A 23,629-nucleotide genomic window follows, 5' to 3' on the forward strand; every position below is an offset into this window, starting at 1 on the left:
GCAGAGGGCAAAGGCAGACCACGCGCGCCCCTGCCCTCTGCCTTCTGCGACGTTCGCAGGACTCTAGTACGCCATGCCCGATTGATTCACCATCAGCTTGAGTTCGTGGGGGCTGGTGGCCGCGTCCAGGGCGTCTTGCATGGTGATCAGGCGGTGGCGGTAGAGCAAGACGAGGTGCTGATCGAAGGTCTGCATCCCGCGCAGGTTGTCCTCGATCATGGCGTCCTTGATCAGCGCCGTCTTCTCCTCGTCCTTGATGGACTCGCGCACGAGGGGCGTGGCGATCAGGACCTCGGTGCCGAGGACGCGGCCCAGCCCGTCGGCCCGCTTCAGGAGGCGCTGGCTGACGATGCCGACCAGGGACTCAGCGAGCAGCAGGCGAATCTGGTTGCGCTCGTAGGGCGGAAAGAGGTCGATGATGCGGTTGACCGACCGCACGGCGTCCTGGGTGTGCAGGGTGCTCAGGACGAGGTGCCCGGTCTGCGCGGCGGTGAGGGCCGCCTCCACCGTCTCCTTGTCGCGCATCTCGCCGATCATGATCACGTCGGGGTCCTGCCGCAGGGCGTACTTGAGGGCCGTGCGGAAGTCGCGGGTGTCGGTGCCGATCTCGCGCTGCACGACGAGGCTCCGGCGGTTGCGGTGCAGAATCTCGATGGGGTCTTCGAGGGTGATGATGTTGTAGGGATACGTGCGGTTGATGTGGTCCACGAGGGAGGCGAGCGTGGTCGTCTTGCCGCTGCCCGTGGGGCCGGTCACGAGGATCAGGCCGCGCGGGGCCGAGGCGAAATCGCGCATCACGTCCACCGGGAGGCCGAGCGTCTCGAAGCCCGGCACGGTGTCGGAGACGATCCGCATGACCACGCCCACCGCCCCGCGCTGCCGGAAGATGTTGCAGCGGAAGCGCGCGAGGCCGGACACGCTGTAGGCGAGGTCCACCTCGTTGCGGTACTCGAAGTCGTCCCACTGGTCGGCGGTCAGCAGCGACTGCGCGAGCGCGCGGGTCTCGGGCGGCGTCAAGGCCTGCGTCCCAAAGGCCACGAGCGCCCCGTCCACCCGGCCCATCGGCGGGCTGCCGACCTGAAGGTGAACGTCCGACACCCGCCGGGCGACCATCTCGCGCAGCAGGTCGTCGAGCGTCACGCGCCCGCTCCGGCGTCCGGTTCGGCGTCGGGCAGGAGGGGCAGGTTGTCGATGAGCCTCACGCCGAACATCCGGGCGGCCACGAGCACGCGGGTCATGGGGTCATTCTCCACACGTTCTCTTTCGGCCATGTCACCGTCCACGACCGCGAGGTAGTCGAGCGTCAGCTCAGGCTCCCCCGCGAGCACGTCCAGCCCCACCTGACGCAGCCGCGCCGTGTCCCGCTCGCCGCCCATCGCCGCCGTCTGCACCGCCCGCAGCGCCTTCGAAAGGACCGCCGCCCGCTCCCGCTGCCCCGCCGTGAGGTAGCTGTTGCGGCTGCTGAGCGCCAGCCCCGACGCCTCCCGCACGGTGGGCACGCCGACGACCTCCACAGGGACGTTGAGGTCCCGCACCATCCGGCGCACCACGGCGAGCTGCTGCCAGTCCTTCTCCCCGAAGTACGCCCGGTCTGGCCGCACGAGGTTCAGCAGCTTGAGCACCACCGTCGCCACCCCGTCGAAGTGGCCGGGCCGCAGGCTGCCCTCCAGCGGTTCCGACACGCCGCCCACGGAGACGTTCGTGGCGTAGCCGGGCGGGTACATCGTTCCCACGTCCGGGTGGAAGAGCAGGTCGGCCCCCGCCGCGCCCGCCACGTGGAGGTCACGGCCCAGGTCGCGCGGGTAGCGGCCCAGGTCCTCCCGTGGGCCGAACTGCCGGGGATTGACAAAGACGCTGACCACCACGGTATCGCACTCCGCCCGCGCCCGCTCCATCAGGGTGGCGTGGCCCTCGTGCAGATACCCCATCGTGGGGACGAGGCCGACGCGGCCCGCGTTCGCCAGCGCCGTACGCAGGTCCTCCGCCGTGGTCACGAGGCGGGGAGTGGTCGCCGGAGTCAATCGCGGCCCCCGTCCAGCCCCGACGCCCCCAGGATGAGGTCGAGAATCCACGAGATGAGCGCCAGCACGAGCGCCCCGATGATCGACGCCCCGAAGCTCGCCACGTCCAGCGCCGTCACGCCCGCCACCAGCCACAGCACCACGCCGTTCACCACCAGCGTGAACAGGCCCAGCGTCAGCACGTTCACCGGCAGACTCAGGAGCAGCAGCACGGGTCGGATGAGGGCGTTGACCACCCCCAGCACGAGCGCGGCGAGCAGGACCGACCCCGCCCCCGCCCCCGGCGCGAAGGTGACACCCGTGTACACCCGCGTCACGAGGTACAGCGCCAGCGCATTCACGAGCAGTCGAATGAGGAAGCCCATGCGGGTAGATTACTCCGTGAGCGATGGGAGTTGGCTGGGAGAAATCTGTCCCTGACATAAGAGGGACAGGTATGAGGACATCAGCCTCTCGTCGTAGTTTGCTGACTCTGACATAAACGGTGCGAAAGCCTCAAGAATGCCCTCCTCTTTTGAATTGATCATCTTCCAAATAAGGAGACTCTCAATCCTGCTGGCGCTCTCAAAGTTCACTCTCGAAATCTCCACAAACTCAAGGCTGCCATCAATTGACTCTGTACTAAAGGTGTAAGGTCGGTCCCCAAAATCAATCGTGCGGTGCCTTACCTTGATTTCTGGGTAGGTTCTGCGGTATTGGAAATACTCGCCCAAGTCCTCAAGCATCCACTGACACCGAACCGTCTTGAACTTCTCTAATCCTAGAAGACGCTTTAACTGCTCCCTACTAATTCTGACTCCATCCAGGCCGCGCTGCCAGCATTGCAGAACGCAGAAGAGACCGACTATCCTATGTTGCCTCCTGGCACCTTCACGAACATCTATTTGTTTCACGGCATCTTTTATAACCCGAATCGCCCGTAAATCTCCCCCACGTGCCGCAGATACCACCCCAGGTCGAAGGCGTCGTCGAGTTCAGCCTCGCTCAAGGGGTTCTCCGAGTCACTCCTCAACAGGTCGCGCAGGCCCTCGCCCGTCTCCCAGCTCCTCAACGCGTGGCGCTGCACGAGGTCGTAGGCCGCCTCCCGGCTCATGCCCTTCTCGTCGATGAGGGCGTGGAGGACCCGCTGACTGAAGACCAGCCCGCCGAGGTCGTTCAGGTTCCGCAGCATCCGTTCGGGGAAGATCACGAGGCCCTCCAGCACGCCCGTCAGGCGGCGGGTGGCGTAGCTCGCCGCGCTCGTCGCGTCGGGGAGGATGACGCGTTCGGCGCTGGAGTGGCTGATGTCGCGCTCGTGCCACAGGGCGACGTTCTCCAGCCCGGTGACGAGGAAGCCGCGCAGCAACCGGGCGAAGCCGGTCACGTTCTCGGTCAGGATCGGATTCTTCTTGTGCGGCATGGACGAACTGCCCGTCTGCCCCTTGCCGAACGGTTCCATCGCCTCGCGCACCTCGGAACGCTGGAGGTGCCGGATTTCGACGGCGATCTTCTCCAGCGTCGTGCCGAGGATGGCGAGCGCACTCAGAACTTCCGCGTGGCGGTCGCGCGCGAGCGTCTGGTTGGTGACGGGCGCGGCCTGCCAGCCCCACGCGGCGGCGACCTCCTCCTCGATGCGCGGCGAGACGTGCGCGTAGGTGCCCACCGACCCGGAGAGCATGACGACCCGGACCCGGCCCCGCGCCGCCGCCAGCCGCTCCAGGTCGCGGTCGAGCGTCGCCATCCAGTTCAGGAACTTCAGGCCGAAGGTCATCGGCTCGGCGTGGATGCCGTGGGTGCGGCCCACCGTGGGCGTGTGCCGGTGCGCGACCGCCTGGGCACGGCAGACCTCCCGCAAGGCTCGCACGTCCGCCTCGATCAGCCCCAGCGCCTCGTCCAGCAGCAGGTTCTGCGCCGTGTCCACCACGTCCGTACTCGTCAGCCCGTGGTGGATGAAGCGGGCCTCCTCGCCGTACCGCTCGGTCAGCGCGCGGGTGAAGGCCACGATGTCGTGTCGCGTGACCGCCTCGATCTCGGCGACCCGGACGGCGAAGGCGTCGTCGAGGGGGTCGGCCTCGGCGCGGGCGGTCAAAGCCCCGAAGGCGGAGGGCGGAACCTCGCCGTGGGCCGCCTGTGCCCCCATCGCGGCGAGTTCCACCCGCAGCCACGCGCGGTACTTGCTCGCCTCGCTCCACAGCGCCTTCATCTCGGGGGTCAGGTAACGCTCGATCACGGCGGGCAGCGTAGCACCCGGCACGGGCCTATCCTCCGGTCATGCTGGAACAGGTGTGGAAGGCCATCGACTAGGGCCGGAACACGGACGCGCGGTCGCTCTTGGAGGCCGACCCCGCCTTCTCGCTTCCAGTGCCGGGCAGATGGCACTCGGATACGCGCTGGCCCACGATGGGCACTTCGACGCGGCGCGCGAGGTCTACGCCAGGCTGCGTGCTGTCCATGCGGGAGAACCGGGCGAACACATTTTCGTTCACCAACTCGGCATGGTCGAACGGCTGGCCGGGAACCACCGCGCGGCCCTGCGCCTGTTCACGGAGGAACGTGTCCTGATCGAAAGCCTGCCGGAGGCCGAACGCCCCTTCAAACGCGCGGTGAGCGGGTACGAGGTCGGCGTGAATCTTCTGGCTCTTGGAGACGTGGCGGCGGCGCGGGCAGTGTTGGCAGACGCGCTCGCCGATGCTGGGAGTGCCGACGATCCTATGACGCTCGGCTGTGTCCACCGGGCGTTGGGAGACCTCGCCGCGCGGGAGGGCGAGCTGGACGCGACCCGCCGCGAGTACGACCTCGCGGGCGCAGCCTTTCTGAAGGCCGGGGACGAACGCGCCGCCGCCGAGGTTCAGGCCCGCTTGAGGACGTGAGGAAAAGCCCGCCCCTCACTCCACCCGCGTCTCCAGCGTGATCTCGCTGTTGAGGGTCGCCGCCACCGAGCAGTATTTCTCGTGGCTGAGGTGCGCGGCCTTGCTCAGCGCCTCTTCCGTCAGACCCTCGCCGCTGGCGATGTGGCGCACGACGATGCGGGTGTAGCGCTTCGGGGCCGTTTCCGCCCGCTCACCCTCCACCTCAATGCGGTAGGCAGTCAGGGGCGTGCGGCGTTTTTTCATAATTTCCACGATGTCGTAGGCGGTGCAGGAGGCCAGCGCCCCCAGCAGCGCCTCCATCGGGGAGACGCCCACCTTGAGGGGGCTGTTGTCGATGAGGAGCTGGTGCCCGCTCGCGCTGACGCCGACGTAGCGTTGCTCGCCGAGCCAGGTGACGTGCATGGTCTTCTTGTCGGGGGCGGTCATGGGGGCAGGGTAGCGTGTGGGGGAAGGGATGAGGAATGAGGGATGAGGAAGGGATGGCAGGCTCCCGGTCTTTTCCTGGCGACTGGCGACTGGAGGCTGGCGACTCCTCACGCCGTCAGATCGTCCGCTCCCAGCGTCAGGAAGTCGTCCAGTTCGTCCTCCTCGTCCTCGTCGGGGAGGGGCAGGCTGACGCGAAAGGTAGCGCCGCCGCCGGGCGTGTCGAGCACGTCGATGTGGCCCCCGTGGGCGTGCGTGACCTGCTGGGCGATGGTGAGGCCCAGGCCCGCCGACCCCGCCTCCTTGCCCCGGTAGAACTTGTCGAAGATGCGCGGCTTGATGTGGTCGGGGACGCCGGGGCCACGGTCTACGACGCAGACCTCGATATGCCCGCCTTTCTGATCGGCCTCGATGCTCACGAGGTCGGCGCTGCCGCACACGCGGATGGCGTTGCTCACGAGGTTGACGAAGACCTGCGTGAGGCGTCCGGGGTCGCCCACGATCTCCAGGTCCGGCGCACTCGCCTTCACCCCGTAGTCGCGCCCGACCTGCCGGACGATGTTGCCCACGTTCACGAAGTGCATCTCGATGCCCTGCACGAGTTCGCCGCGCGAGAGTTGCAGCAGGTCGTTGACGAGCCGGGTCATGTTCTCGGCGACGCGCTGGGCGTCCAGCAGGGTCTGGGAGCCGCCCGCCTCGCGCTCGGCCCGGCGCAGGTAGCCCAGCAGGGCGGTCAGGGGCGTCCGCAGCTCGTGGCTCGTCTCGGCGAGGAAGGTCTTCTGGAGGTTCAGGGCCTCCTCCAGTTGCCGGGCCTGCACCTCCAGCCGTTGCCGCTGCCCCTCGGCGATGCGGCGCAGTCTCTCGACCTCCTCCAGCCGGGCCTGAAGCGAGAGGTTGAGTTCGCGGACCTCCTGCTCGGCCCGTTCGCGGCGCTCTCTGGCGTCGGCCTCGGCGATGGCGCGCTTCACGCTGGGGGCCAGCCGCTCCAGCCGCTGCTTGAGGATGTAGTCGGTCACGCCCTGGCGCAGCGTGTCCACCGCGACCTCCTCGCCCATCGCGCCCGTCACGATGATGAAGGGCAGGTTGGGGTCGAAGGCGTGCGCCGCGTGGTAGGCCGACAGCCCGTCGTAGCTCGGCAGCGCGTAGTCGCTCAGGACAAGGTGCGGGCGGTGCGATTCCAGCGCGGCCAGGAAGTCGGGTTCGTCCTCCACCCGCGTGATCTGCACGCTCCAGGCCAGGTCGCTCTCCAGGTGCAGGGCCACGAGTTCGTGGTCGAGTTCGTTGTCCTCCAGGTGCAGCAGACGCAGCGTCCCGCCGGGTTCGGGAAGGGTGCGCTCGGAGGTGGGGGTGGGGCGCTGGGAGGAGGTCATGGTGCCCGGTCCATCTCCACCGCGCCGGGAGCGTGCGGCTCCGGCGGCAGCGTCTCTAAGGGCGGGGTCTCCAGCGGCAGGGTGACGTGGAAGCTCGCGCCCTCGCCGGGGGTGGCGTCGGCGCGGACGCGGCCCCCGTGGCGGGTGACGATGCGGCGGACGTTGGCGAGGCCGATGCCGGTGCCCTCGAACTCCTCGGCGCGGTGCAGGCGTTGGAACACGCCGAACAGTTTATCCGCGTAGCGGGGATCGAAGCCCACCCCGTTGTCCCGCACCGTGACCGTGACCTCGGCTGGCCCGGTCTGCGCCGTCACCGTCACCACCGCCCGCTCGCGGGTGCGGCTGTATTTCAGGGCGTTGCCGAGCAGATTGGAGAAGACCTGCGTCAGCAGCGCGGCGTCCCCCTGCACGGTGGGAAGCGGGGCGAAGTGCGTCTCCACCTCCCGCCCCGCCCGGTCGGGGTCGAGCGCCGCCCACGCCTCGGCGACCACGGCCCCCAGGTCCACCGGCCCGCGCCGGAGTTCCTGGCGGCCCATCCGCGAGAACTCCAGCAGGTCGTCGATGAGTTGGCTCATCCGCCCCGCCGCGTCGGTGATGACGCCCAGATACCGCTCGCCCTTCGGACTCAGGCCGCCCCGCACGTCCTTGCGCAGCAGGTCCCCGAAGCCCACGATGTGCCGCAGCGGGGTGCGGAGATCGTGCGAGACGCTGTAGGAAAAGGCCTCCAGCTCGCGGTTGGCGTCCTGCAACTCCAGGGTGCGCTGCTCCACGCGCTCCTCCAGCGAGGCGTTGAGAGCCTCCAGATCGGTGCGGGCGGCCTCGGCGGAGAGCCGCAGCGCGTCGTTGTCGAGGGCGGTGGCGAGCCTCTTGGCGAGTTCGAGGGCGAGGTCGTGGTCGCGGTCGGTGGGCGGCTGGCGAAAGGTCAGCCCCAGCACCCCGCGCGCGGTGCCGTCGCGCCCGGTGAGGGGATACAGGCCCGCCCCGCTCGCGCCGACCTCGTGGAGCACGGGGCTGGAGCGCACGAAGAGCGGCTCGCCCCCCCCCGCGACCTCCTCCAGCGCGCCGCGCATCGCCGACTGCACCCCCGCCGCGTGCCACGCCTGCCCCACCCGCGAGGCCGCGAGCAGGGGCAGCCCCGGCGCGGCCCCCCACAGCGCCCCGCTCTCGGCGAGTTGCAGGGTGATGCGGTCGAGCACCGCCCGGTAGTGCCCCTGCCGCGCGGCCAGGGGGTCCTCCGCGCGCGCCGAGAGCCGCTCGGACACGTCGGCCAGGAGGCGCGCACTCGCCTCGGCGTGCACCTGATCGTCCACGTCGGTGCTCGCGCCCACCCACTCCAGCACCTCGCCGCCCGCTCCGCGCACGGGCCGCCCGCGCGTGACGAAGGTGCGGTAGTGTCCACCCGCGCCCAGCAGGCGGTGTTCGGCCTCGAAGGGCCGCCCCGACGCCACCGCCGCCGCCCAGCGCGCGCTGTACTCGGCGCGGTCGCCGGGGTGCAGCAGGGTCAGGAAGGTGTCCCCCGCCCGCTCCGGCCCGACGTACTCCGCCCAGCGGCGGTTGAAGTAGGTGGGCCGTCCCTGCGGATCGGTGAGCCACACGATCTGCGGCAGGCCCTCGATGACCCCCTGGGCGCGTTCCTCGTTGCGCTGGGCGAGCCGCTCGGCCACGAGGCGGTCGTGGATGTCGGTCGCCGAGGCCACCCACTCCGTCACCTCCCCCCGCTCGCCGCGCACGGGGGCGACGCGCAGGGTAAACCAGCGGTAGCCGGGCACGCCCCCCTCCCCCGACAGGTCCAGCCGCACCTCGCCCTGACTGTGGGCGTCGCCCGCATAGGCGTCCTGCCACATCCGGGCGTACGTGCCCCGGTCCTCGGGGTGGACCCGCGCCCGCACGCCCGCACTCCCCAGCCGCTCGCGGTGCTGGGCGTTGACGTACGTCACCCCGCCGCCGGGGTCGCTCACCCAGACCATTTGCGGGATGGCGTCGAGCACCCCCCGGTAGCGCCGCTCGCCCGCCTGGAGGGCACGCTCGGCCTCCACCCGCTCGGTCACGTCGCGCACGACCTCCAGCAGCCCCAGCACCTCGCCGCCGGGACCGACGACCTCGCTGCGGCCCGTCTCGCCGGAAAAGACGCTTCCGTCCGAGCGGCGGTAGGGGGTCGTGACCTGCTGGAAGGTGGCGCGGCCCTCCAGCCGGGGGTCGAGGTGCAGCCGGGCGAGCGGCTCGCCGACGAGCGCCCCCGGCGCGTACCCGAACTGCTGGCCCAGCGCCGGATTCACCAGCCGGATATACCCGCCCGCGTCCGTGAAGGCCGCCGCGTCCTGAATGGCCCGGAAGATCGCCTCGAACTCCGCCCGCGACCGCTCCAGCCGCTCGCGTGACCGCGCGAGGTCGCGGTTGGCCGCCTCGGCCCGCTCGCGGGCGTCCACCTGCGCCTGCGAGAGCAGGAAGGCCAGCCCCGCCACGAGCAGCCCCGCCACGAGGACCGCCACGGGCACCCCCGCCGCGAGGTCCTGCCCGAAGCTCGGCGGGGCCGCGAAGCGCAGCTCCCACGTCGCGCCCACCGCCCGCAGCCGCGCGGTCTGCGTGAAGCCGGGTGGTCCCGCCGGGGTCGGGGACGCGCCCCGGAGCGTCGCCCCGTCGAGCAGCGTCCGCACGCCCAGGCCGGGCACGGCACCGGGCGGGATCAGGCCCGCGAGGAACTGGTCTGTTCGCACGGCGATGTACACGAGGCCCCGCAGCGCCCCGCCCTCCCGCACGGGCAGCAGCAGCAGCAGCCCCGGCAGGGGTCGTCCGGCCCCGTCCCGCTGCACGAGGTCGAGCGGGCGCGTGACCTGCACGGTGCCCTGACGCCGCGCCTGCCCGATGGCCTCGCGTCGCCGGGGTTCGGTGAGCATGTCGAAGCCCAGCACCCGCAGGTTCACGGGCGTCGGCGGGGCGACCCGCGTGATGGGCGTGGAGACGACCCCCCCCGGCGTGACCGTCCAGCGGATGAAGCCGACCGCCTGCACCCCCGGATAGCGGCCCTCCAGCCCCAGGCCCGCCACGTAGGAGGAGAAGGCGGCCTGGGTCGGCCCGTCCGCCTCCCCCTGCCCCTGCGTCGTCCAGAACGAGCGGGTGGCGCGCAGCAGGTTCTCGTAGCTGCTCAGGCGGCCCTGCAGCCCGAGGGTGTAGGCGTCCGTCTCCCGCTCGAAGCGCGCCTCCTGCTGGTCGAGGACGAAGCGGTGCAGCAGCGCCGAGGCCGCCACCGTCAGCAGCAGCACGAGCACGAGCACCGCGAGCGGGATCGCCCGCTGCCGGTTCAGGCCCCGTGGGGTCAGCCACGCCGCCGTCACCGCCGGGTCTCCAGCGCCGTCAGGAACACGAGGGCGGGCACGTCCGCTCCCGTCCACGCCCGAAAGGCCAGCCGCGCCTGATGGGCGAGCATGGGCAGGCCGTTCTCGGTCCGCGCTCCGGTGGCGCGCAGCTCCCGCATCAGCCGGGTCTCGCGCGGCTGGTACACCATGTCGCTCAGGAGGGCACCCGGCGCGAGGGCGGGAGGGTCGGGCAGCGGGGTCGCGTCCGGGTCGCTCAGGCCGCCGCTGCTCGCATTCACGAGGAGCGTCACCTCGTTCCACGGCACCGCCTCGCGCGGCTGGGCCATGCCACCGAGGTCGGCGGTCAGCGCCTCTGCCTTCTCGAACGTCCGGTTCACCACCCGCACGTCGTGGCCCCGCGAGCGCAGCGCCCACACCGCCGCCCGCGCCGCGCCCCCCGCGCCGAGGACCACCGCCACGCCCCCCCCCGGCGCGTCCGCCGCCTCCAACGCGGCCAGCAGACCCGGCGCGTCCGTGTTCTCCCCGATCAGCCGTCCCTCCCGGTGAACGACCGTGTTCACCGCCCCGATGGCCCGCGCCCCCGGCGAAAGGTCGTCCATGAACGCCAGCGCCTCCTCCTTGTGCGGCAGGCTGAGGTTCGCGCCGAGGACGCCGGGCACGCGCAGCCGCTCCAGCGCCTCCCCCAGCTCCCCGGCGGGCACGCGCAACGCCGTGTACTCGCCCCGGAGGCCCGCGTGCGCGAAGGCGGCGCGGTGCATGGTGGGCGACAGCGAATGCGCCGCCGGGTCGGCGTACAGGAAGGCGCGCAGGAGGTCGGGGGAACTCACGCCCGGCAGTCTAGCGTCCGGCTTCGGGTGGGCGAGGGGCGGCCAGCGGCCAGCTTCCAGCCGCCAGCGGGACGGGGCCGGAGCCGTGAGGGGAAGGAGGTTGATGTGCGTGGTCGAACCGCTCTTTTCCCTTGTATTGAATGACGTGCAAAAGAAAGTCGGCGTGCCGGACGTGCTTTTTGCTCCCTCTCCCCCTGCGGGAGAGAGCTGGGGAGAGGGGTGACGAGCACCGCTCGTCCTCTTGCCAGACGGTGAAGGTGCGCCACTTCCCCGGACCCTCTTCTACATCGAACGTTGAAGAGCGAGCCGAGGCGACGGCAGGCCACGCCCACTTACCTCCCCCATACCCCTTTTCGCCTGTGGGTGGAACTGGGGGAGATTGTGCGTCGCCACACGCCCACTTGCCCCCCGACGCCGGACAATGTGAGCGCCCGAGATGACCCACGCTTTCCCGACTCCCCCCGGAAATGACGCTGGGGGGAGAGTGCGCTTGTATGAGTGCCGCCCACCCCGACAGGAGACGATTTGACCGACCGCACCCCCGGCCAGCCCACCCCGACCCCTGCCAACGAGGCCCCGAACGGCGGTGCCTCCGCGACCCTGCGCCTTGCCAACCAGCGGGAGGCCTTCGCGCTGCTGGGCGCGGGCGACGCGAACCTGCGGCGAATGCGTGAACTCACGCCCGCCCGCATCATCGCGCGGGGCGAGACCGTCACCATTACCGGGGAGAGCGCCGACGTGCAGGCCGCCGAGCGCATGGTGCGTGACGCCCTCGACATGGTGAGGTCCGGCGGCGAACTCACCCCGGAGAGCCTGCTGAGGAGCGCCCGCCTGAGCGGCGAGGGCCGCAGCCTCGCGCAGGAGACGCAGGTCACGGGCCTGAGCCTGCCGCGCGGCCTCAAGGCCAAGACGCCCGGCCAGAAGGTGTACCTCGAACGGATCGAGGGGTCGGACATCACCTTCGGGGTCGGCCCCGCCGGGACGGGCAAGACCTACCTCGCGGTGGCGATGGCGGTGCAGGCGCTGAAGGGTAAGAAGGTCAAGCGCATCATCCTGACCCGCCCGGCGGTGGAGGCGGGCGAGCGGCTGGGCTTCCTGCCCGGCGACCTCCAGGCCAAGATCGACCCGTACCTGCGCCCCCTGTACGACGCGCTGTACGACATGCTCGATCAGGAGAAGTTCGAGTCTTACCTGACGAGCGGGGTGATCGAGGTGGCTCCGCTGGCGTTCATGCGCGGAAGGACCTTGAACGACGCCTTCGTGATCCTCGACGAGGCCCAGAACACCACGGGCGAGCAGATGAAGATGTTCCTCACCCGCATGGGCTTCTCCTCCAAGGTCGTGGTGACGGGCGACGTGACCCAGATCGACCTGCCGCGCCACGTCACGAGCGGGCTGGCCGTCGCCAAGCGCGTGCTCGGCAACATCGAGGGCATCGCGTGGCACGAATTCACCGACGTGGACGTGGTGCGTCACCCCCTCGTGGGCAAGATCATCAAGGCCTACGAGAAGGTGGAGGACGCCGAGCAGGACAAGCGCGCCGCCCGCCGGGGCGAACTCGCCAGCGTCTCCGAGGAGATCGTCGACGCGCGGGAGTAGGGCGAGAAGTCAGGAGACGGGCGGGCCTTCCAGCGTGAGGTGCCCGCCCCGCCCTTTGGTTCTCGCCTACCGCCCCGCCCTCCTCCGCGTCAGCCACAACAGCCCCCCGCCCAGCACAAGCCCCCACACCGCGCTCCCCACGCCGAGGAAGGTCAGCCCGCTCGCGGTGACGGCGAGGGTGAGGAAGGCGGCCTCCCGCTCGCCCTCGGCGGACAGGGCGGCGGACGTGCTGCTCAGGGTGGTGGAGACGAGGGCCAGCCCGGCGAGCGCGGCGACCACGGGCGCGGGCACGGCCCCCACCGCGCCGACCACCCAGCCCGCGAACACGCCCAGCAGCAGGTAGAAAAAGGCTGCGCTGAGGCCTGCCACCCAGCGCCGCTCGGGGTCGGGGTGCGCCTCCTCGCCCGCCGCGATGGCCGCCGTGATCGCCGCGAGGTTCGTCGTGTGTGCCCCGAAGGGGGCCGAGAGCAGGCTCGCCACCCCCGACCACGTGATGAGCGGCGAGGTCGGCACCCGCCCGAAGCCGCACGCCCGCAGCACCGCCACGCCGGGAAGCTGCTGGGAGGCGAGCGTCAGCACCGTCAAGGGCAGGGCGAGGGTGAGCACGGCCCGCAGGCTGAACGTGGGGGTCGTCCACACCAGGGTTCCCAACCCGCCCCCCGTGAGCGGCCCCACCGCCCCCGCCGCGAGCGACAGCGCCGCCCCCGCCAGCAGCGCCGCCGGAACCGCCCACCGCGCGAACCACACCCGGCCCGCCAGGAAGACCGCGATCATGCCGCCGACGGGCAGAGGCTCGGCGGGCAGCGCCCGGAACGCCCCCAGCACGAAGGGCAGCAGCACCCCGGCCAGCAGGGCGTTCGCCAGCGCGGGCGGAATGCGGCGGGTCACGCTCTCGAACGCGCCCGTCACCCCCAGCCCGGTCATGATGAGGGCGCTCAGGACGTAGGCCCCCAGCACCTCCGGGTAGCTCAGGCCCCGCGCGGCGGCGAGCGAGGCGACGAGGGCCAGCCCCGGCGTCGTCCACGCCATCTTGATCGGTGCCCGGTAGCGCCACGTCAGCACGCCGCCCGACACGCTGATCGCCAGGTAGCACGCGAGGACCCAGCTCACCGTCTGCCCGTGGCTCAGCCCGAAGTCCCGCGCCGCGTTCACCAGCAGCCCGATGCTGCTCGCCGCGCCGACGACCACCGCGACGAAACCCGCCGTAATCGCCGATCCTGAGCTGTCGCGCCGCAGGTCGGAGATGGCGGTCAACGCGCCGACCGTTCCGCCCGCCCGCCCACCCACACGTCCGCCGCGCCGTCCGGGGCAGGGGAGAACTGTGCCGTCAGCCGCGAGGGAGCGCCCGGCATCCGCTGTGCCCCACGAAGCATGTTCGTCCCCGTCGGCAACCGGCCTGTCACCCCCAGCACCCCGACGAGGCAGGCGAACATGTTGCTGCTCGCCCCGTCCTCCAGGAAGCCCTTCAAGGGACCGAAAGCCCGGAAGCTCACATCTGCCCGCCCCTCGCCGCCCGGCGCGAAGAGGACCAGACCCGTCGTGTCCGTCGCCCGGTTGAGGGCCGATATGGCGTCCGCGTCCGGCGTAAAGGCGTCCAGCGTCCCCACATCCGCGACTTCCACCACGAGATTCGGGCGACTCACCGAGGCGACCCACGCTCCTCCTGTATCTACACCAAGGGGGGAGAGGTCCGCCTCCACCGCCCGCGCCGTCACATCCCCCTGCTTGAGCAGCCACTCGCCGCCGCACAGTTGCGCGGGCATGACTTCGCCGCCCATCGTCACGTCGGCCACGTCCAGCAGCGTCCCTTGTGATTGAAGGAAGGCGAGCGCCGCCAACGCCCCCGAATCTGAACTGCCCCTCTCCTTCGTTGGCGTGAAGACCCGCAGGGACACGCCGCTCACGTCCGCCGACTCGATGAAGACGGAGAGGGGCGAGGCAGACTGAGCGGTCCGTGCTTGGAGGTCGCCGGAGGCGGTGGGGAAGATAGCAACCGTCTTTCCACCCTCAACGCTGGGCGGGGAGAGGACGCGGTAGAGGGCGGAGGTCTCGGTCGAGGTCATCTCCGCGTTATTTCAGCACGTCACCGGGAGACTGGACCCGTCCTTGCCTTGAAGTCCTCTATGTCCCTCCGCGTTGACTCGAATAACTCAGCCCCGAGGAGTGCCTGATCTGCAACAGCCTGAGTTCTAATGAAGAGGTCAGGTGAGTCGCTCCAGAAGTCGGCTGTCTGATGCAATACGCTGCTCAGAAGATCACCAGGGTAAAGCTCAGCGGCAAGCAACGGCTCCCCTTCCAGCAACGGCAGGGCGAGAGGCACCAGCGTCTCCGGGTAGAAGCGTTGGTGCAGCATCACCCGCAGGTCGCCCGGCTCGAACTGTCGCAGGGGAGTGATCAATAGGCGCTCGCAACGGATGATCAGGCCCGAACGGAAGCTCGAAGGCTCCAACGGTAAAAGGTGGTGGAGTTGGGCGAGCGACTGTCCCACGTCCACCTCGCGCCGTTTCTTCCGCCGATCGCGTTCCCCTTTAGGCACTCACCCACTCCCTGAGCACCTGCTCCAAATGCGCGTCGTCCAACTCGTTATGCTCGGCCAGCGCCTTGATGTGGTCCGTCACCCGGCGCAGGGCGTCCTCGCCGTAGTGGAGGCCCAATTCGCGCGCCTTGTACGCGATGGCGTGCTTGCCAGTGACCTTGCTGCCCGCCTGAATGCGGCGGCCCACGCCGAAGACGCCGGGCGGAATGGCCTCGTACGCGCCGGGGTTGAGGTAGATCGCCTTGAGGTGCATTCCCGCCTTGTGGTTGTAGGCGAACTCGCCGGTCAGGTAGTTGTTCCAGGGAATCGGCAACTCCACCATCCGGGCGATCATGCGGTCGAGTTCGGGCAGCAGGTCGAGGTTGTACTTGTCGATGAGGCCCTGCGGGTCGAAGGTGAACATCCGCGCGAGGAAGCCCCCCAGCGGCGTAATGCCGTTGCGCTCGCCGATGCCCAGAATCGTCGTGTCGATGTGGGTGGCCCCCGCCTCGATGGCCTCGTAGGCGTTGGACACCGCGCAGCCCGTGTCGTTGTGCCCGTGGAACTCGATGCCGCATTCGGCGTGGATGACCTTCCTTACCTCGCGCACAAGGGTGTAAACCTGCCGGGGCGTGGCGACCCCCACCGTGTCCGCCAGCCCGACGCGGTGAACGCCGAGGTCCGAGACCGCCGCGTAGACGGCCATCAGGTCCGCCTCCTGGGAGCGGAAGGTGTCCTCCGCGCTGAAGCGAATCTGGAGGTCCGGGTGATTCGTCTTGATCCACCCGATGACCTCGGAGGCCGTGTCGATGATCTGCGCGATGCTCTTGCCGTGGGAGAACTCGCGGAGAAAGGAACTCGTGCCGAACAGCAGGTCCAGCCCGTCCACGCCGAGGTCCACCGCGCGCCCCACGTCGTCCATATGGCAGCGGACGTGCGTGAGAATCTTGGCCTTCAGCCCCAGCCCGGTCAGCCGGCGGATGTCCTGGGCCGTCTGCGCGCTCACCATCGGCGTCGTGACCTCGATGAACTCCACCCCGAAGGCGTCGAGCGCCCGCGCAATCTCGATCTTGTCGCCTACCCTGAAGTTCCCGCGCGCGAACTGCTCGCCCTCCCGCAGCGTCGAGTCGATGATCGCCCACGAACGGGCGGGGATGGGGGGAGCTGGGGAGTCTGTCGTCATAGGGGTGTCTCGTCCGGGCATTGTGCCGGGAGGGTTGGTGAATGTCAACCAAAACAAGGCATACAGTTGTCATTCGGTAAGTCGGGTGAGCCTACTTCTTCTCAGGCCACACCGAAACACCAGCGGTCATTCGCCGTCCTCGCCCGTTCCTGAACCCTTGCTTCACGCTGCCCGCCCTCCTCGCGGCGTAGGGTGCCCGCATGACGATGTACAAGCGTTCGTTGGGCCGCACGGGCCTGCAAGTCACGGAAATCGGGTACGGCGCGTGGGGCATCGGGGCCGACATGTGGAAGGGCGCTCAGGACGACGAGAGCCTGACCGCGCTGCGGCGGTACATCGAGCTGGGCGGCAATTTCATCGACACGGCGATGGGGTACGGCAGCGGCCACAGCGAGCGGCTGGTCGGACAGGTCGCCCGCGAGCATGAGGGCGTGTACGTCGCCACCAAGATCAGTCCCAAGAACCAGCAGTGGCCCGCCGCGCCGGGGACGACCGCCGACGAGGCTTTTCCCGCCGAGCACGTGATCCGCTGCACGGAGGAGAGCCTCGAACGTCTCGGCCTGCCCACCATCGACGTGCAGCAGTTCCACGTCTGGAACGACTCGTGGCTGGGCCAGGGCGACTGGCAGGACGCGGTGGCGCAGCTCAAGCGCGACGGCAAGATCAGGCACTTCGGCATCTCCATCAACGACCACCAGCCGGAGAACGCCGTGCGGGCCGTCGAGGAGGGCGTGGTGGAGACGGTGCAGGTCATCTACAACGTCTTCGACCAGTCGCCGCAGGACCGCCTGCTCGACGCCTGCCGCGCGAACGGCGTCGGCGTGATCGTCCGCGTGGCGCTCGACGAGGGGAGCCTGACCGGGAACATCACGCCCGGCACGACCTTCCCCGAGGGCGACTGGCGGAACAATTACTTCGGCGGCAACCGCAAGGTGGAATTGCAACCCCGTCTGCGCGCCATCGAGGAGGAATTGCACATCTCGTCCGCCCAACTGCCCGAAACCGCCCTGCGTTTCGTCCTCAGCCACCCGGCGGTGAGCACCGTCATCGTGGGCATGCGGAGCGTGCGGAACGTGGAGCGCAACGCCGCCCTCGCCGACGGACGAGGCCTGCCCGCCGAAACGGTGGCGCGGCTGTACGGGCACCGCTGGGACCGGAACTGGTACAGGGCGGCAGATTGAAGTGATGAGTCATGAGTGATGGGTGATGAGGGGTCACGGCTATGCTCTTCCTCATCACTCATCGCTCAACCCTCATCACTACCCCACCTCCACGGGCTGCCCGCCCCGCCGCGACGACTCCTGCATCGCCAGCACGATCTCCTGATCGAGCCGTGCCTGCTCGGCCCCATAGGTCGGCTCGCCTCCCGTCCTCACCGCGTCCACGAGGCTCAGCAGACATCCGGCCACCCCGATCTCGTCGTCGGACCACTGGAGGTTGTGACCCTTGCGGGCGGTGGCGAAGGGGTTCTCCCACACGAGGGTGGGGTGCCCAGGGTCCCCGGTGTGGGCGACGATAGAGACCAGAGCGCCGCCGTCGTTGCGTTCCAAGCGGCGTTCGAGGGTGATGAACTGCGGAGCCTCACCGTCGGGGGTGAGGAGGCTCAGGCGTTCGTCGAGGTCGTGGCCCATGCCCACGGTGACGCCCATGCCCTTTTCGGCGAGAAAGCGGCTGCTCCGCCACCAGCGCAGGGCGGAGTCGTAGCCCACGCTCGTCCAGTGGAAGACGCCGACTCGCCCATCCTCGAACTCGATGAGGCCGTGTTCCTGCGTCTCCGTGCGCTCGCCGCGTGTGTTTGCCAGAAAGGACCAGTGTGGCGCGAGGCGGTAGTCGCGCACCATCCCGACCACCTGCACGGGCCGGGCATCGAAGCCGAGGTAGCTCCGCATCACGCTGACGCCGTGGTAGCCGTGCCCCGCGAAATCGTTGAAGGAGGAGTGGACCCGACCGAACACGCCCGACTCGATCAGCCGCAGCTTGATCTGCTCCAGCGGGCGGCGGTGGAACTGCTCGGCGACCTCGACCTTGAGACCCCGGCTCCGCGCCGCCTCTATGATCGCGTCCGCCTCGGCCAGATCGTGCGCGATGGGCGTTTCCAATAGGACGTGCAGCCCATGTTCGACCGCCATGAGTCCGGCTTGCCCATTGGCGGCATAGGCGACGGAGACGATGCCGACCTGCGCGCCCGTCTCCTGGATGAGGCGGGCGAGGTCGGTGAAGGCAGGCACGCCTAGACTCTCCCCCAACCGCCGCGCCGACTCCTCGCTCCGCCCCCACACGCCGACAAGCTCCACGTGTTCGGGCAGGGCCTTCACGAGCGGGCCGTACATATAGTCGGAGCGGGCGGCGGTGCCCACGATGGCGACGCGGAGAGGTTCGGGCATGTGGTGGAGATACACCCTGACAGGCAGCGCGTGTTCGGCTTTGCCTTCAGATTCGTACCTCTAGACCAGTTCAGGCCAGCGTCCCACTCCCTCGGACGAACTCGCCCCGCCCCCACCGCAACTTAAGCCAAGCCGGATTTGCCCCGCCCCCGGTGCCCGTAGAGTGCGCGCCGGAGGTTTTCACCCGTGCCCACCGCTCACCTGCGTGACATTCTGCGCCTCGCCCTGCCCGCCAGCGCGGAGGCCGTGATTCAACTGCTCTTCAATTTCCTCGCCCAACTCATCGTGGCGGGCCTCGGGGCGACCGCCGTGGCCGCCGTCGGCTTCTCCAACAACGTGACCCTCATGCTGATCTTCACGCTCGGCACGCTGGGGACCGGGGCGGGCATCCTCGTCGCGCGGGCGCACGGGGCGGGGGACCGGGGGGCCGTGGCCCGGACGACCGGCACCGCCTTCCTGCTCGCCGCCGCGCTGACGCTGGGGCTGGCGCTCGCGCTGTGGGTCTTCGCCCGCCCGGTCCTCGCCGCGCTGGGTGCCCCGCCCGACCTGACGGAGGCGGCCACGCCCTTCTTCCGGGTGTCGCTGCTAGGCGCGCCCCTCATCGTGCTGAGCATCGTGGCGGGCAACGTGCTGCGCTCGCTGGAGAGGCCGCGCGTGCCCATGTTCGCCACCTTCGCGGCGGCGGCGGTGAACGTGGCGCTGGGGTACGCGCTCGTGACGGGCTTCGCCGGATTCCCCGAACTCGGGCTGGTCGGGGCAGCGTGGGGCGCGGTGGCGGGACAGGCGCTCCGGGTCGTGCTGCTGGGCGCGTTCCTGTACGGGCCGCGCGGCTTCATTCCCCCGGCGTGGTCGGGGGTGGGGCGGAGTGGCCGGGTGTTGACGGGCGAACTGCTCCACCTCTCGCTCCCGCTGGCGGCGACGCAACTCGCGTGGACCGGGGGCAACCTGCTGTACGCGCTGTTCCTCGCGCGGCTGGGCACGGCGGCGCTCGCCGGGGTGCAGATCGCCAACACCATCGAGGGCATCTTCATCGTGGCCTCTGCCGGGCTGGTGCCTGCCGCGACCGCCCTGATCGGTCAGGCCGTCGGGCAGGGAAATGCGGCGCTGGCGCGCGAGCGGGCGCAGGCGGTGGAACGCTTCGGCCTCGTGACCGGGGTGGTCTTCGGGGTGCTGTTCGCCCTCTCGGCCCTCGCGCTGCCCGCCCTGTACCCGGCTGTGGGTGCGGACGTGCGGGAGGTCGCCCTCGGGGCCATCCTCATCAACGCCGCCGTGCAGGTCGTCAAGGTCGCCAACCTCGTGCGCGGGGGCGGCGTGCTTCCCTCGGGCAGCGACACGCGCGGCGTGCTGATCGGGGACGCCGTGAGCGCCTTCGCGGTCGGCCTCCCGCTGGCGTGGCTGCTCGCTTTCGGGTTGGGGTTCGGCGTGTGGGGCGTGCTGGTCGCCCGCGTGGCCGAGGAGATTGTGAAGGTCCTGATCTTCGCTTGGCGTACGCGGAAGCTGGCGTGGCCGCGCGTCATCGAACAGCAGGCGGCGAGCGTGGCGGCGGCCTCGGATTGAGGGAGGTTGACTAGGTGGGGACCGCATCGGGGAACTGGTGCGGTCACTGCCTTTGACAAACAGTGCTCAGAACGCTGTTCACGAACTTGGGCAGAATCTTCCCGCGTCGATTTGAGGCGTCCCTGTAGCAACACATCAGGAGTTAAACCAGTTCAAGCCTGAGCCGCTTGCCCAACACGCCCGCCGCCCGTTGCAGGGTTCGCAGTGTGACGGCAGGGTTCTCGGGGTCCAGCAGACGGTCCACCGCTGAGCGGCTGGTCTCCATGCGGGCGGCCAGTTCGGTTTTCGTCAGGCCGCTACGCCTCATCTCCTGTTCAATCTGAAATGCGATGACCCGCTTCAAGGCCACAGCTTCGACATCGGCCAGCAGCTCGTCTTCAGCCAGGAAGTCGTCAAAAGTGCTTCCAATATGCTTGCTCGTGAACTCGCTCTTCATCGTTATTCGTCCTCCAGTTGTCTTAAGCGTTTCCGAGCGGCCTCAAGGTCGTTCTTGGGCGTTTTCTGGAACTTCTTGATGAATCCGTGGAGCAGGATCATACGGTCGCCCAAGACGGTGAAGATGATGCGGGCGATGCCGTCCTCCAGCGTGGTACGAACTTCCCACAGGCTCTTCTCCAGCTTGCGGATGAGGAGCATCCCGATGGGCCAGCCAAATTGAGCGGTCTTGATGTCCTCCCCGATCCTCCTGCGGTCCTCGCGTGTGAGCGACCTCAACCATTCCCGGACGGGTTCGTTGCCCGCCGTGGTGCGGAAGAACCGAACCTCAAGGATGGGTTGTGGCGCTTCGGGTTCGGGTGGGGCGGTCACACCACAGGAGTGTACCAAAATAAGTACAAGACCGCGAAGCTGCCTTCTCCCTAACTCCTAACCCCTACCCCCTCCGCTGCATCAGCGCCGTCCGCCTGCACCGCGCCACCACCTCGCCGCGTTGGTTGATGGCCCGGTGTTCCACGGTCACGATTCCGGCGTCCGGGCGGCTGCGGCTCTCGCGGACCTCCAGCACCTCCGACTCGGCGCGCAGGGTGTCGCCGTGGAAGACGGGCTTCGGGAACACCACGTCATTCATGCCGAGGTTGGCGACGAGCGTGCCCAGTGTCAGCTCGTGGACGCTCAGGCCGATGAGGAGGCTCAGGGTCAGGAGGCTGTTGACGAGCGGGCGTCCGAACTCGGTGGCGGCGGCGTACTCGTGGTCGAGGTGGAGGGGCTGCGGATTCATCGTCAGCGTCGTGAAGAAGACGTTATCGGCCTCCGTGACCGTGCGCGTGACCCGGTGGCGGATGACGGTGCCGACGGGCAGCTCCTCGAAGTAGCGGCCCTGGGGACGGTTCAGGTCCTCGTTCAGTGGTACTGTCACGGCTGCTCCCCCCGCCCACTCAGGATGGCCCGCGCCCGCGCGAGCATCGGCTCGTCCACCATCTGCCCCTCGAAGGTGAGAACGCCCCGGCCCGAGAGCGCCGCCTCGTGCGCCGCATCCAGCAGACGGCGGGCACGCCCGGCCTCCGCGTCGGTGGGGCCGAACGTCTCGTGGGCGAGGGCCACCTGCGCCGGGTGGATACACAGCTTGCCCGCGTACCCCAGCGCGCGGCCCTGCGCGGCGTCCTCCCGGAAGGCGGAGGCGTCATTCAGACGCGTCACCACGATGTCGAGCGCCGGAACCCCCGCCAGCCGCGCGGCGAGGGCGACCCGCGAGCGGGCGTAGAGAACCTCCAGGTTTGGAAGAGGCACTGTGCCGGGCGTGCGCGTGCCCCCCAGGTCCGTCACGTAATCCTCCGCCCCGAAGTACGCCCACGCGACGGGCGGCACCAGAATCTCCCGCGCGTTCCACACGCCCGCGCCCGTCTCCAGCCCCGCCATGAGGGGGAGGCTCAGGCCGCGTTCCGTCAGCGCCTCCGCCGCCAGCCGCACGTCTGCCGCCGACTCCAGCTTGGGCACGACCACGCCCGCGAGTTCGGGCGTCAGCACCGCGAGATCGTCCGCAAAGAAGGGCGAGTGCGGCGCGTTCACCCGCACGAAGACGGCGAGGTGAGGATGGGCGGCGATCAGGTCGCGCGCCGCGTCCCGCGTGACCGTGCGCGCCGATGCCTTCGCCTCCGGGGTGGCGGGCACGGCGTCCTCCAGGTCGAGGACCACGGCATCCGGCTGTGCGCGGGGCAGCTTGGCGATGAGGTCGGCACGGTTGCCGGGCGCGAAGAGGACGCTGCGCGGGCGCGGAACGGGCGCAGGAGTCACGCCGTCCCCCACGCTAGGGAGGGGAAAAACAGGTTGGACATCGCCGCCAGTGTACGTGCCGTGACCGGCCCTGGACACGGCGAGGACACGCCCGCTGTGGAGGATGAGGTCAGGTGCCCCGGACACGGGAAGGAGCGCCGAGGAGAGCGAGGAGACCTATGAACACGACCGACACCGCCACGACCGACACCGCCGACGCCGCCCGCCACACCCAGCGCGAACACAAGCTGCTGATCCGCGAGGTGCGGGGACTTCAGGCCAGCCTGCGCGAACTCGTCGAGACGGACCATCTGGAGGAACTGCTGAGGATCATTCCCCGCCCCGGCTGGACCACGCCCGCCGAGTTCGTCCTCGTGCGGGGCGGCGTCGCGCAGATGCGGGCGCAGGTGGAGGCCCTGAAGACCTTCCAGGAGCAGGTCGTCCGGGGAGCGGACCTCGTGGGCAGGGCGGGCTGATCATCTCAACCCAGAGCACTTGACCAAAAAAGAGGTGTCACCCTGAGCGAAGCGAGGGGTCTCCATTGGCAGAGCGAGATGCTTCGCTCAGCATGACGGGATTCTATCAAATGCTCTAGAACGACCGAATCGGCGCTTCCCAGTTCGGTCGCTTTCTGGTCCTTCCGCCTACGACCTGTCAGCGCCCACCCGCAACTCGTACCGGGCGACGCGAAAGCCCCGCACCTCCCGCTCGTCCACCCGCCGGAAGCCCGCCGCCTCATAGAGGGCGTGGAGTTTTGGACGGGCGGTGGCGGTATCGAGGCGAAGAAAGGGGAGTCCAGTGTCCCGCGTCTCCCTCCTGGCCTCCTCCAACAGTTGAAAGGCGAGGTGCCGTCCTTGCGCGTCCGGGTGAATGCCGAGCTTATGCAGGTAGAGCGCCGCGCCGGGGGCGTCCTCCGGCCAGAACAGCGCGTTCTCGGCGAGCAGGACGAAAGCGCCCACGGCCACGCCCCCCCGCCACGCCACACGCCAGCCCTCCGCCGGGTAACTTCGCGTCAGGCGCTCCGGCGTCAGGCTGGACACGGGCCAGAGCGGTTCTCCCCGTGCGGCGAGGTTCGCGGCGGTTGCCGTCAGCACCCTGGAGGCCGCGTTCACATCCCCGCGCGTGAAGGTGAGGTCGGTCATCGTCGCCCGCGCGTCCTGACCTGTTTGTATGCATAGCAGTCGTCGATGGAGGTCTTGAAGTACGACCCCGGCGAGGTCGCGTTTCGCAGGCCGTCGAACACTTCCTGTTCCACGCCGCTGTATTCGTACCGTTTGCCGCTGTGGAAGAGGATGGTCAGTGTCCGCGTTTCCCCGTCGTACCCGATATGGCTCATCATGCTGGACTCGACCGGAAACAGAATCACGTCCATAGCAGCA

The 23,629-nt window shown here is 69.5% G+C and carries 25 protein-coding genes; 5 read left to right on the forward strand and 20 right to left on the reverse strand.

Annotation, left to right across the window (positions count from 1 at the left end):
• Positions 1-63 precede the first annotated feature (63 nt).
• From V3W47_RS06640 to purB, 5 genes are read right to left on the reverse strand one after another with little or no spacing between them, the layout of a single operon-like run.
• Positions 64-1,140, reverse strand: coding sequence for a type IV pilus twitching motility protein PilT (locus tag V3W47_RS06640; protein ID WP_331824401.1), 1,077 nt, complete (start codon positions 1,138-1,140; stop codon positions 64-66).
• The gene (gene panC / locus V3W47_RS06645; protein ID WP_331824402.1) at positions 1,137-2,021 is read right to left on the reverse strand and encodes a pantoate--beta-alanine ligase; all 885 of its coding nucleotides are present in this window, start codon (positions 2,019-2,021) and stop codon (positions 1,137-1,139) included. Before panC ends, V3W47_RS06640 begins: the two co-directional genes overlap by 4 nt.
• A complete protein-coding gene (locus V3W47_RS06650) occupies positions 2,018-2,386 on the reverse strand; it encodes a phage holin family protein (protein WP_331824403.1) in 369 nt (122 codons plus the stop codon). Before V3W47_RS06650 ends, panC begins: the two co-directional genes overlap by 4 nt.
• A gap of 9 nt (positions 2,387-2,395) precedes the next feature.
• Positions 2,396-2,914, reverse strand: coding sequence for a hypothetical protein (locus V3W47_RS06655; protein WP_331824404.1), 519 nt, complete (start codon positions 2,912-2,914; stop codon positions 2,396-2,398).
• An 8-nt stretch (positions 2,915-2,922) separates the two neighbouring features.
• Entirely contained in the window at positions 2,923-4,230 is a 1,308-nt protein-coding gene (gene purB / locus V3W47_RS06660) for an adenylosuccinate lyase (RefSeq protein WP_331824457.1), read from the reverse strand.
• Positions 4,231-4,372: 142 nt separating this feature from the next.
• Here purB and V3W47_RS06665 point away from each other — a divergent pair, with 142 nt between their 5' ends.
• Complete coding sequence (locus V3W47_RS06665; protein WP_331824405.1) at positions 4,373-4,870, forward strand: hypothetical protein; 498 nt, start codon at positions 4,373-4,375, stop codon at positions 4,868-4,870.
• A 15-nt stretch (positions 4,871-4,885) separates the two neighbouring features.
• Here V3W47_RS06665 and V3W47_RS06670 read toward each other — a convergent pair whose 3' ends face one another.
• The 4 genes from V3W47_RS06670 to aroE form a co-directional block, all read right to left on the reverse strand.
• Positions 4,886-5,296: an OsmC family protein gene (locus tag V3W47_RS06670; RefSeq protein WP_331824406.1), complete on the reverse strand. Its 411-nt coding sequence runs from the start codon at positions 5,294-5,296 to the stop codon at positions 4,886-4,888.
• A gap of 107 nt (positions 5,297-5,403) precedes the next feature.
• Positions 5,404-6,663: a hybrid sensor histidine kinase/response regulator gene (locus V3W47_RS06675; RefSeq protein WP_331824407.1), complete on the reverse strand. Its 1,260-nt coding sequence runs from the start codon at positions 6,661-6,663 to the stop codon at positions 5,404-5,406.
• Positions 6,660-9,995, reverse strand: coding sequence for a PAS domain S-box protein (locus tag V3W47_RS06680; protein ID WP_331824408.1), 3,336 nt, complete (start codon positions 9,993-9,995; stop codon positions 6,660-6,662). The genes V3W47_RS06675 and V3W47_RS06680 overlap by 4 nt, the downstream gene beginning before the upstream one ends.
• Positions 9,992-10,804: a shikimate dehydrogenase gene (gene aroE, locus V3W47_RS06685; protein ID WP_331824409.1), complete on the reverse strand. Its 813-nt coding sequence runs from the start codon at positions 10,802-10,804 to the stop codon at positions 9,992-9,994. Before aroE ends, V3W47_RS06680 begins: the two co-directional genes overlap by 4 nt.
• A 525-nt stretch (positions 10,805-11,329) precedes the next feature.
• On the opposite strand from aroE, the gene V3W47_RS06690 reads away from it, so the two are divergent.
• On the forward strand, positions 11,330-12,403 hold the full coding sequence (locus V3W47_RS06690; RefSeq protein ID WP_331824410.1) for a PhoH family protein: 1,074 nt from the start codon (positions 11,330-11,332) through the stop codon (positions 12,401-12,403).
• A gap of 66 nt (positions 12,404-12,469) precedes the next feature.
• Here the strand turns inward: V3W47_RS06690 and V3W47_RS06695 are convergent, their stop codons facing one another.
• From V3W47_RS06695 to lysS, 4 genes are read right to left on the reverse strand one after another with little or no spacing between them, the layout of a single operon-like run.
• Complete coding sequence (locus V3W47_RS06695) at positions 12,470-13,657, reverse strand: benzoate/H(+) symporter BenE family transporter (protein ID WP_331824411.1); 1,188 nt, start codon at positions 13,655-13,657, stop codon at positions 12,470-12,472.
• On the reverse strand, positions 13,654-14,466 hold the full coding sequence (locus tag V3W47_RS06700) for a PhzF family phenazine biosynthesis protein (RefSeq protein ID WP_331824412.1): 813 nt from the start codon (positions 14,464-14,466) through the stop codon (positions 13,654-13,656). Before V3W47_RS06700 ends, V3W47_RS06695 begins: the two co-directional genes overlap by 4 nt.
• Before the next feature lie 20 nt (positions 14,467-14,486).
• Positions 14,487-14,939 (reverse strand): contact-dependent growth inhibition system immunity protein, encoded by a 453-nt coding sequence (locus tag V3W47_RS19680; RefSeq protein ID WP_442877208.1) that lies wholly within the window; start codon positions 14,937-14,939, stop codon positions 14,487-14,489.
• Positions 14,932-16,101 carry a homocitrate synthase gene (lysS, locus tag V3W47_RS06710; protein WP_331824414.1) on the reverse strand — a complete coding sequence of 390 codons (1,170 nt, stop codon included), beginning with the start codon at positions 16,099-16,101 and terminating at the stop codon, positions 14,932-14,934. Before lysS ends, V3W47_RS19680 begins: the two co-directional genes overlap by 8 nt.
• A gap of 206 nt (positions 16,102-16,307) precedes the next feature.
• Between lysS and V3W47_RS06715 the strand changes: the two genes are divergently transcribed.
• On the forward strand, positions 16,308-17,282 hold the full coding sequence (locus V3W47_RS06715; RefSeq protein WP_331824458.1) for an aldo/keto reductase: 975 nt from the start codon (positions 16,308-16,310) through the stop codon (positions 17,280-17,282).
• A 78-nt stretch (positions 17,283-17,360) separates the two neighbouring features.
• On the opposite strand, the gene V3W47_RS06720 is transcribed toward V3W47_RS06715, so the two are convergent.
• Positions 17,361-18,485: a Gfo/Idh/MocA family protein gene (locus tag V3W47_RS06720; protein WP_331824415.1), complete on the reverse strand. Its 1,125-nt coding sequence runs from the start codon at positions 18,483-18,485 to the stop codon at positions 17,361-17,363.
• A gap of 186 nt (positions 18,486-18,671) precedes the next feature.
• On the opposite strand from V3W47_RS06720, the gene V3W47_RS06725 reads away from it, so the two are divergent.
• The gene (locus tag V3W47_RS06725) at positions 18,672-20,042 is read left to right on the forward strand and encodes an MATE family efflux transporter (protein WP_331824416.1); all 1,371 of its coding nucleotides are present in this window, start codon (positions 18,672-18,674) and stop codon (positions 20,040-20,042) included.
• Positions 20,043-20,184: 142 nt separating this feature from the next.
• Here the strand turns inward: V3W47_RS06725 and V3W47_RS06730 are convergent, their stop codons facing one another.
• The 4 genes from V3W47_RS06730 to V3W47_RS06745 form a co-directional block, all read right to left on the reverse strand.
• On the reverse strand, positions 20,185-20,478 hold the full coding sequence (locus V3W47_RS06730) for a helix-turn-helix domain-containing protein (RefSeq protein ID WP_331824417.1): 294 nt from the start codon (positions 20,476-20,478) through the stop codon (positions 20,185-20,187).
• 2 nt (positions 20,479-20,480) lie between these two features.
• The gene (locus tag V3W47_RS06735) at positions 20,481-20,849 is read right to left on the reverse strand and encodes a type II toxin-antitoxin system RelE/ParE family toxin (protein ID WP_331824418.1); all 369 of its coding nucleotides are present in this window, start codon (positions 20,847-20,849) and stop codon (positions 20,481-20,483) included.
• Positions 20,850-20,913: 64 nt separating this feature from the next.
• The gene (locus V3W47_RS06740; protein ID WP_331824459.1) at positions 20,914-21,384 is read right to left on the reverse strand and encodes a MaoC family dehydratase; all 471 of its coding nucleotides are present in this window, start codon (positions 21,382-21,384) and stop codon (positions 20,914-20,916) included.
• Positions 21,385-21,392: 8 nt separating this feature from the next.
• Complete coding sequence (locus V3W47_RS06745; protein WP_331824419.1) at positions 21,393-22,271, reverse strand: HpcH/HpaI aldolase/citrate lyase family protein; 879 nt, start codon at positions 22,269-22,271, stop codon at positions 21,393-21,395.
• Positions 22,272-22,429: 158 nt separating this feature from the next.
• Between V3W47_RS06745 and V3W47_RS06750 the strand changes: the two genes are divergently transcribed.
• Positions 22,430-22,726: a hypothetical protein gene (locus V3W47_RS06750; protein ID WP_331824420.1), complete on the forward strand. Its 297-nt coding sequence runs from the start codon at positions 22,430-22,432 to the stop codon at positions 22,724-22,726.
• Between the two features lie 168 nt (positions 22,727-22,894).
• On the opposite strand, the gene V3W47_RS06755 is transcribed toward V3W47_RS06750, so the two are convergent.
• Complete coding sequence (locus tag V3W47_RS06755; RefSeq protein ID WP_331824421.1) at positions 22,895-23,392, reverse strand: GNAT family N-acetyltransferase; 498 nt, start codon at positions 23,390-23,392, stop codon at positions 22,895-22,897.
• Complete coding sequence (locus tag V3W47_RS06760; protein WP_331824422.1) at positions 23,389-23,622, reverse strand: KTSC domain-containing protein; 234 nt, start codon at positions 23,620-23,622, stop codon at positions 23,389-23,391. Before V3W47_RS06760 ends, V3W47_RS06755 begins: the two co-directional genes overlap by 4 nt.
• Positions 23,623-23,629: the final 7 nt, after the last annotated feature.

Source organism: Deinococcus sp. YIM 134068 (assembly GCF_036543075.1).
Classification (GTDB): Bacteria; Deinococcota; Deinococci; order Deinococcales; family Deinococcaceae; genus Deinococcus; species Deinococcus lichenicola.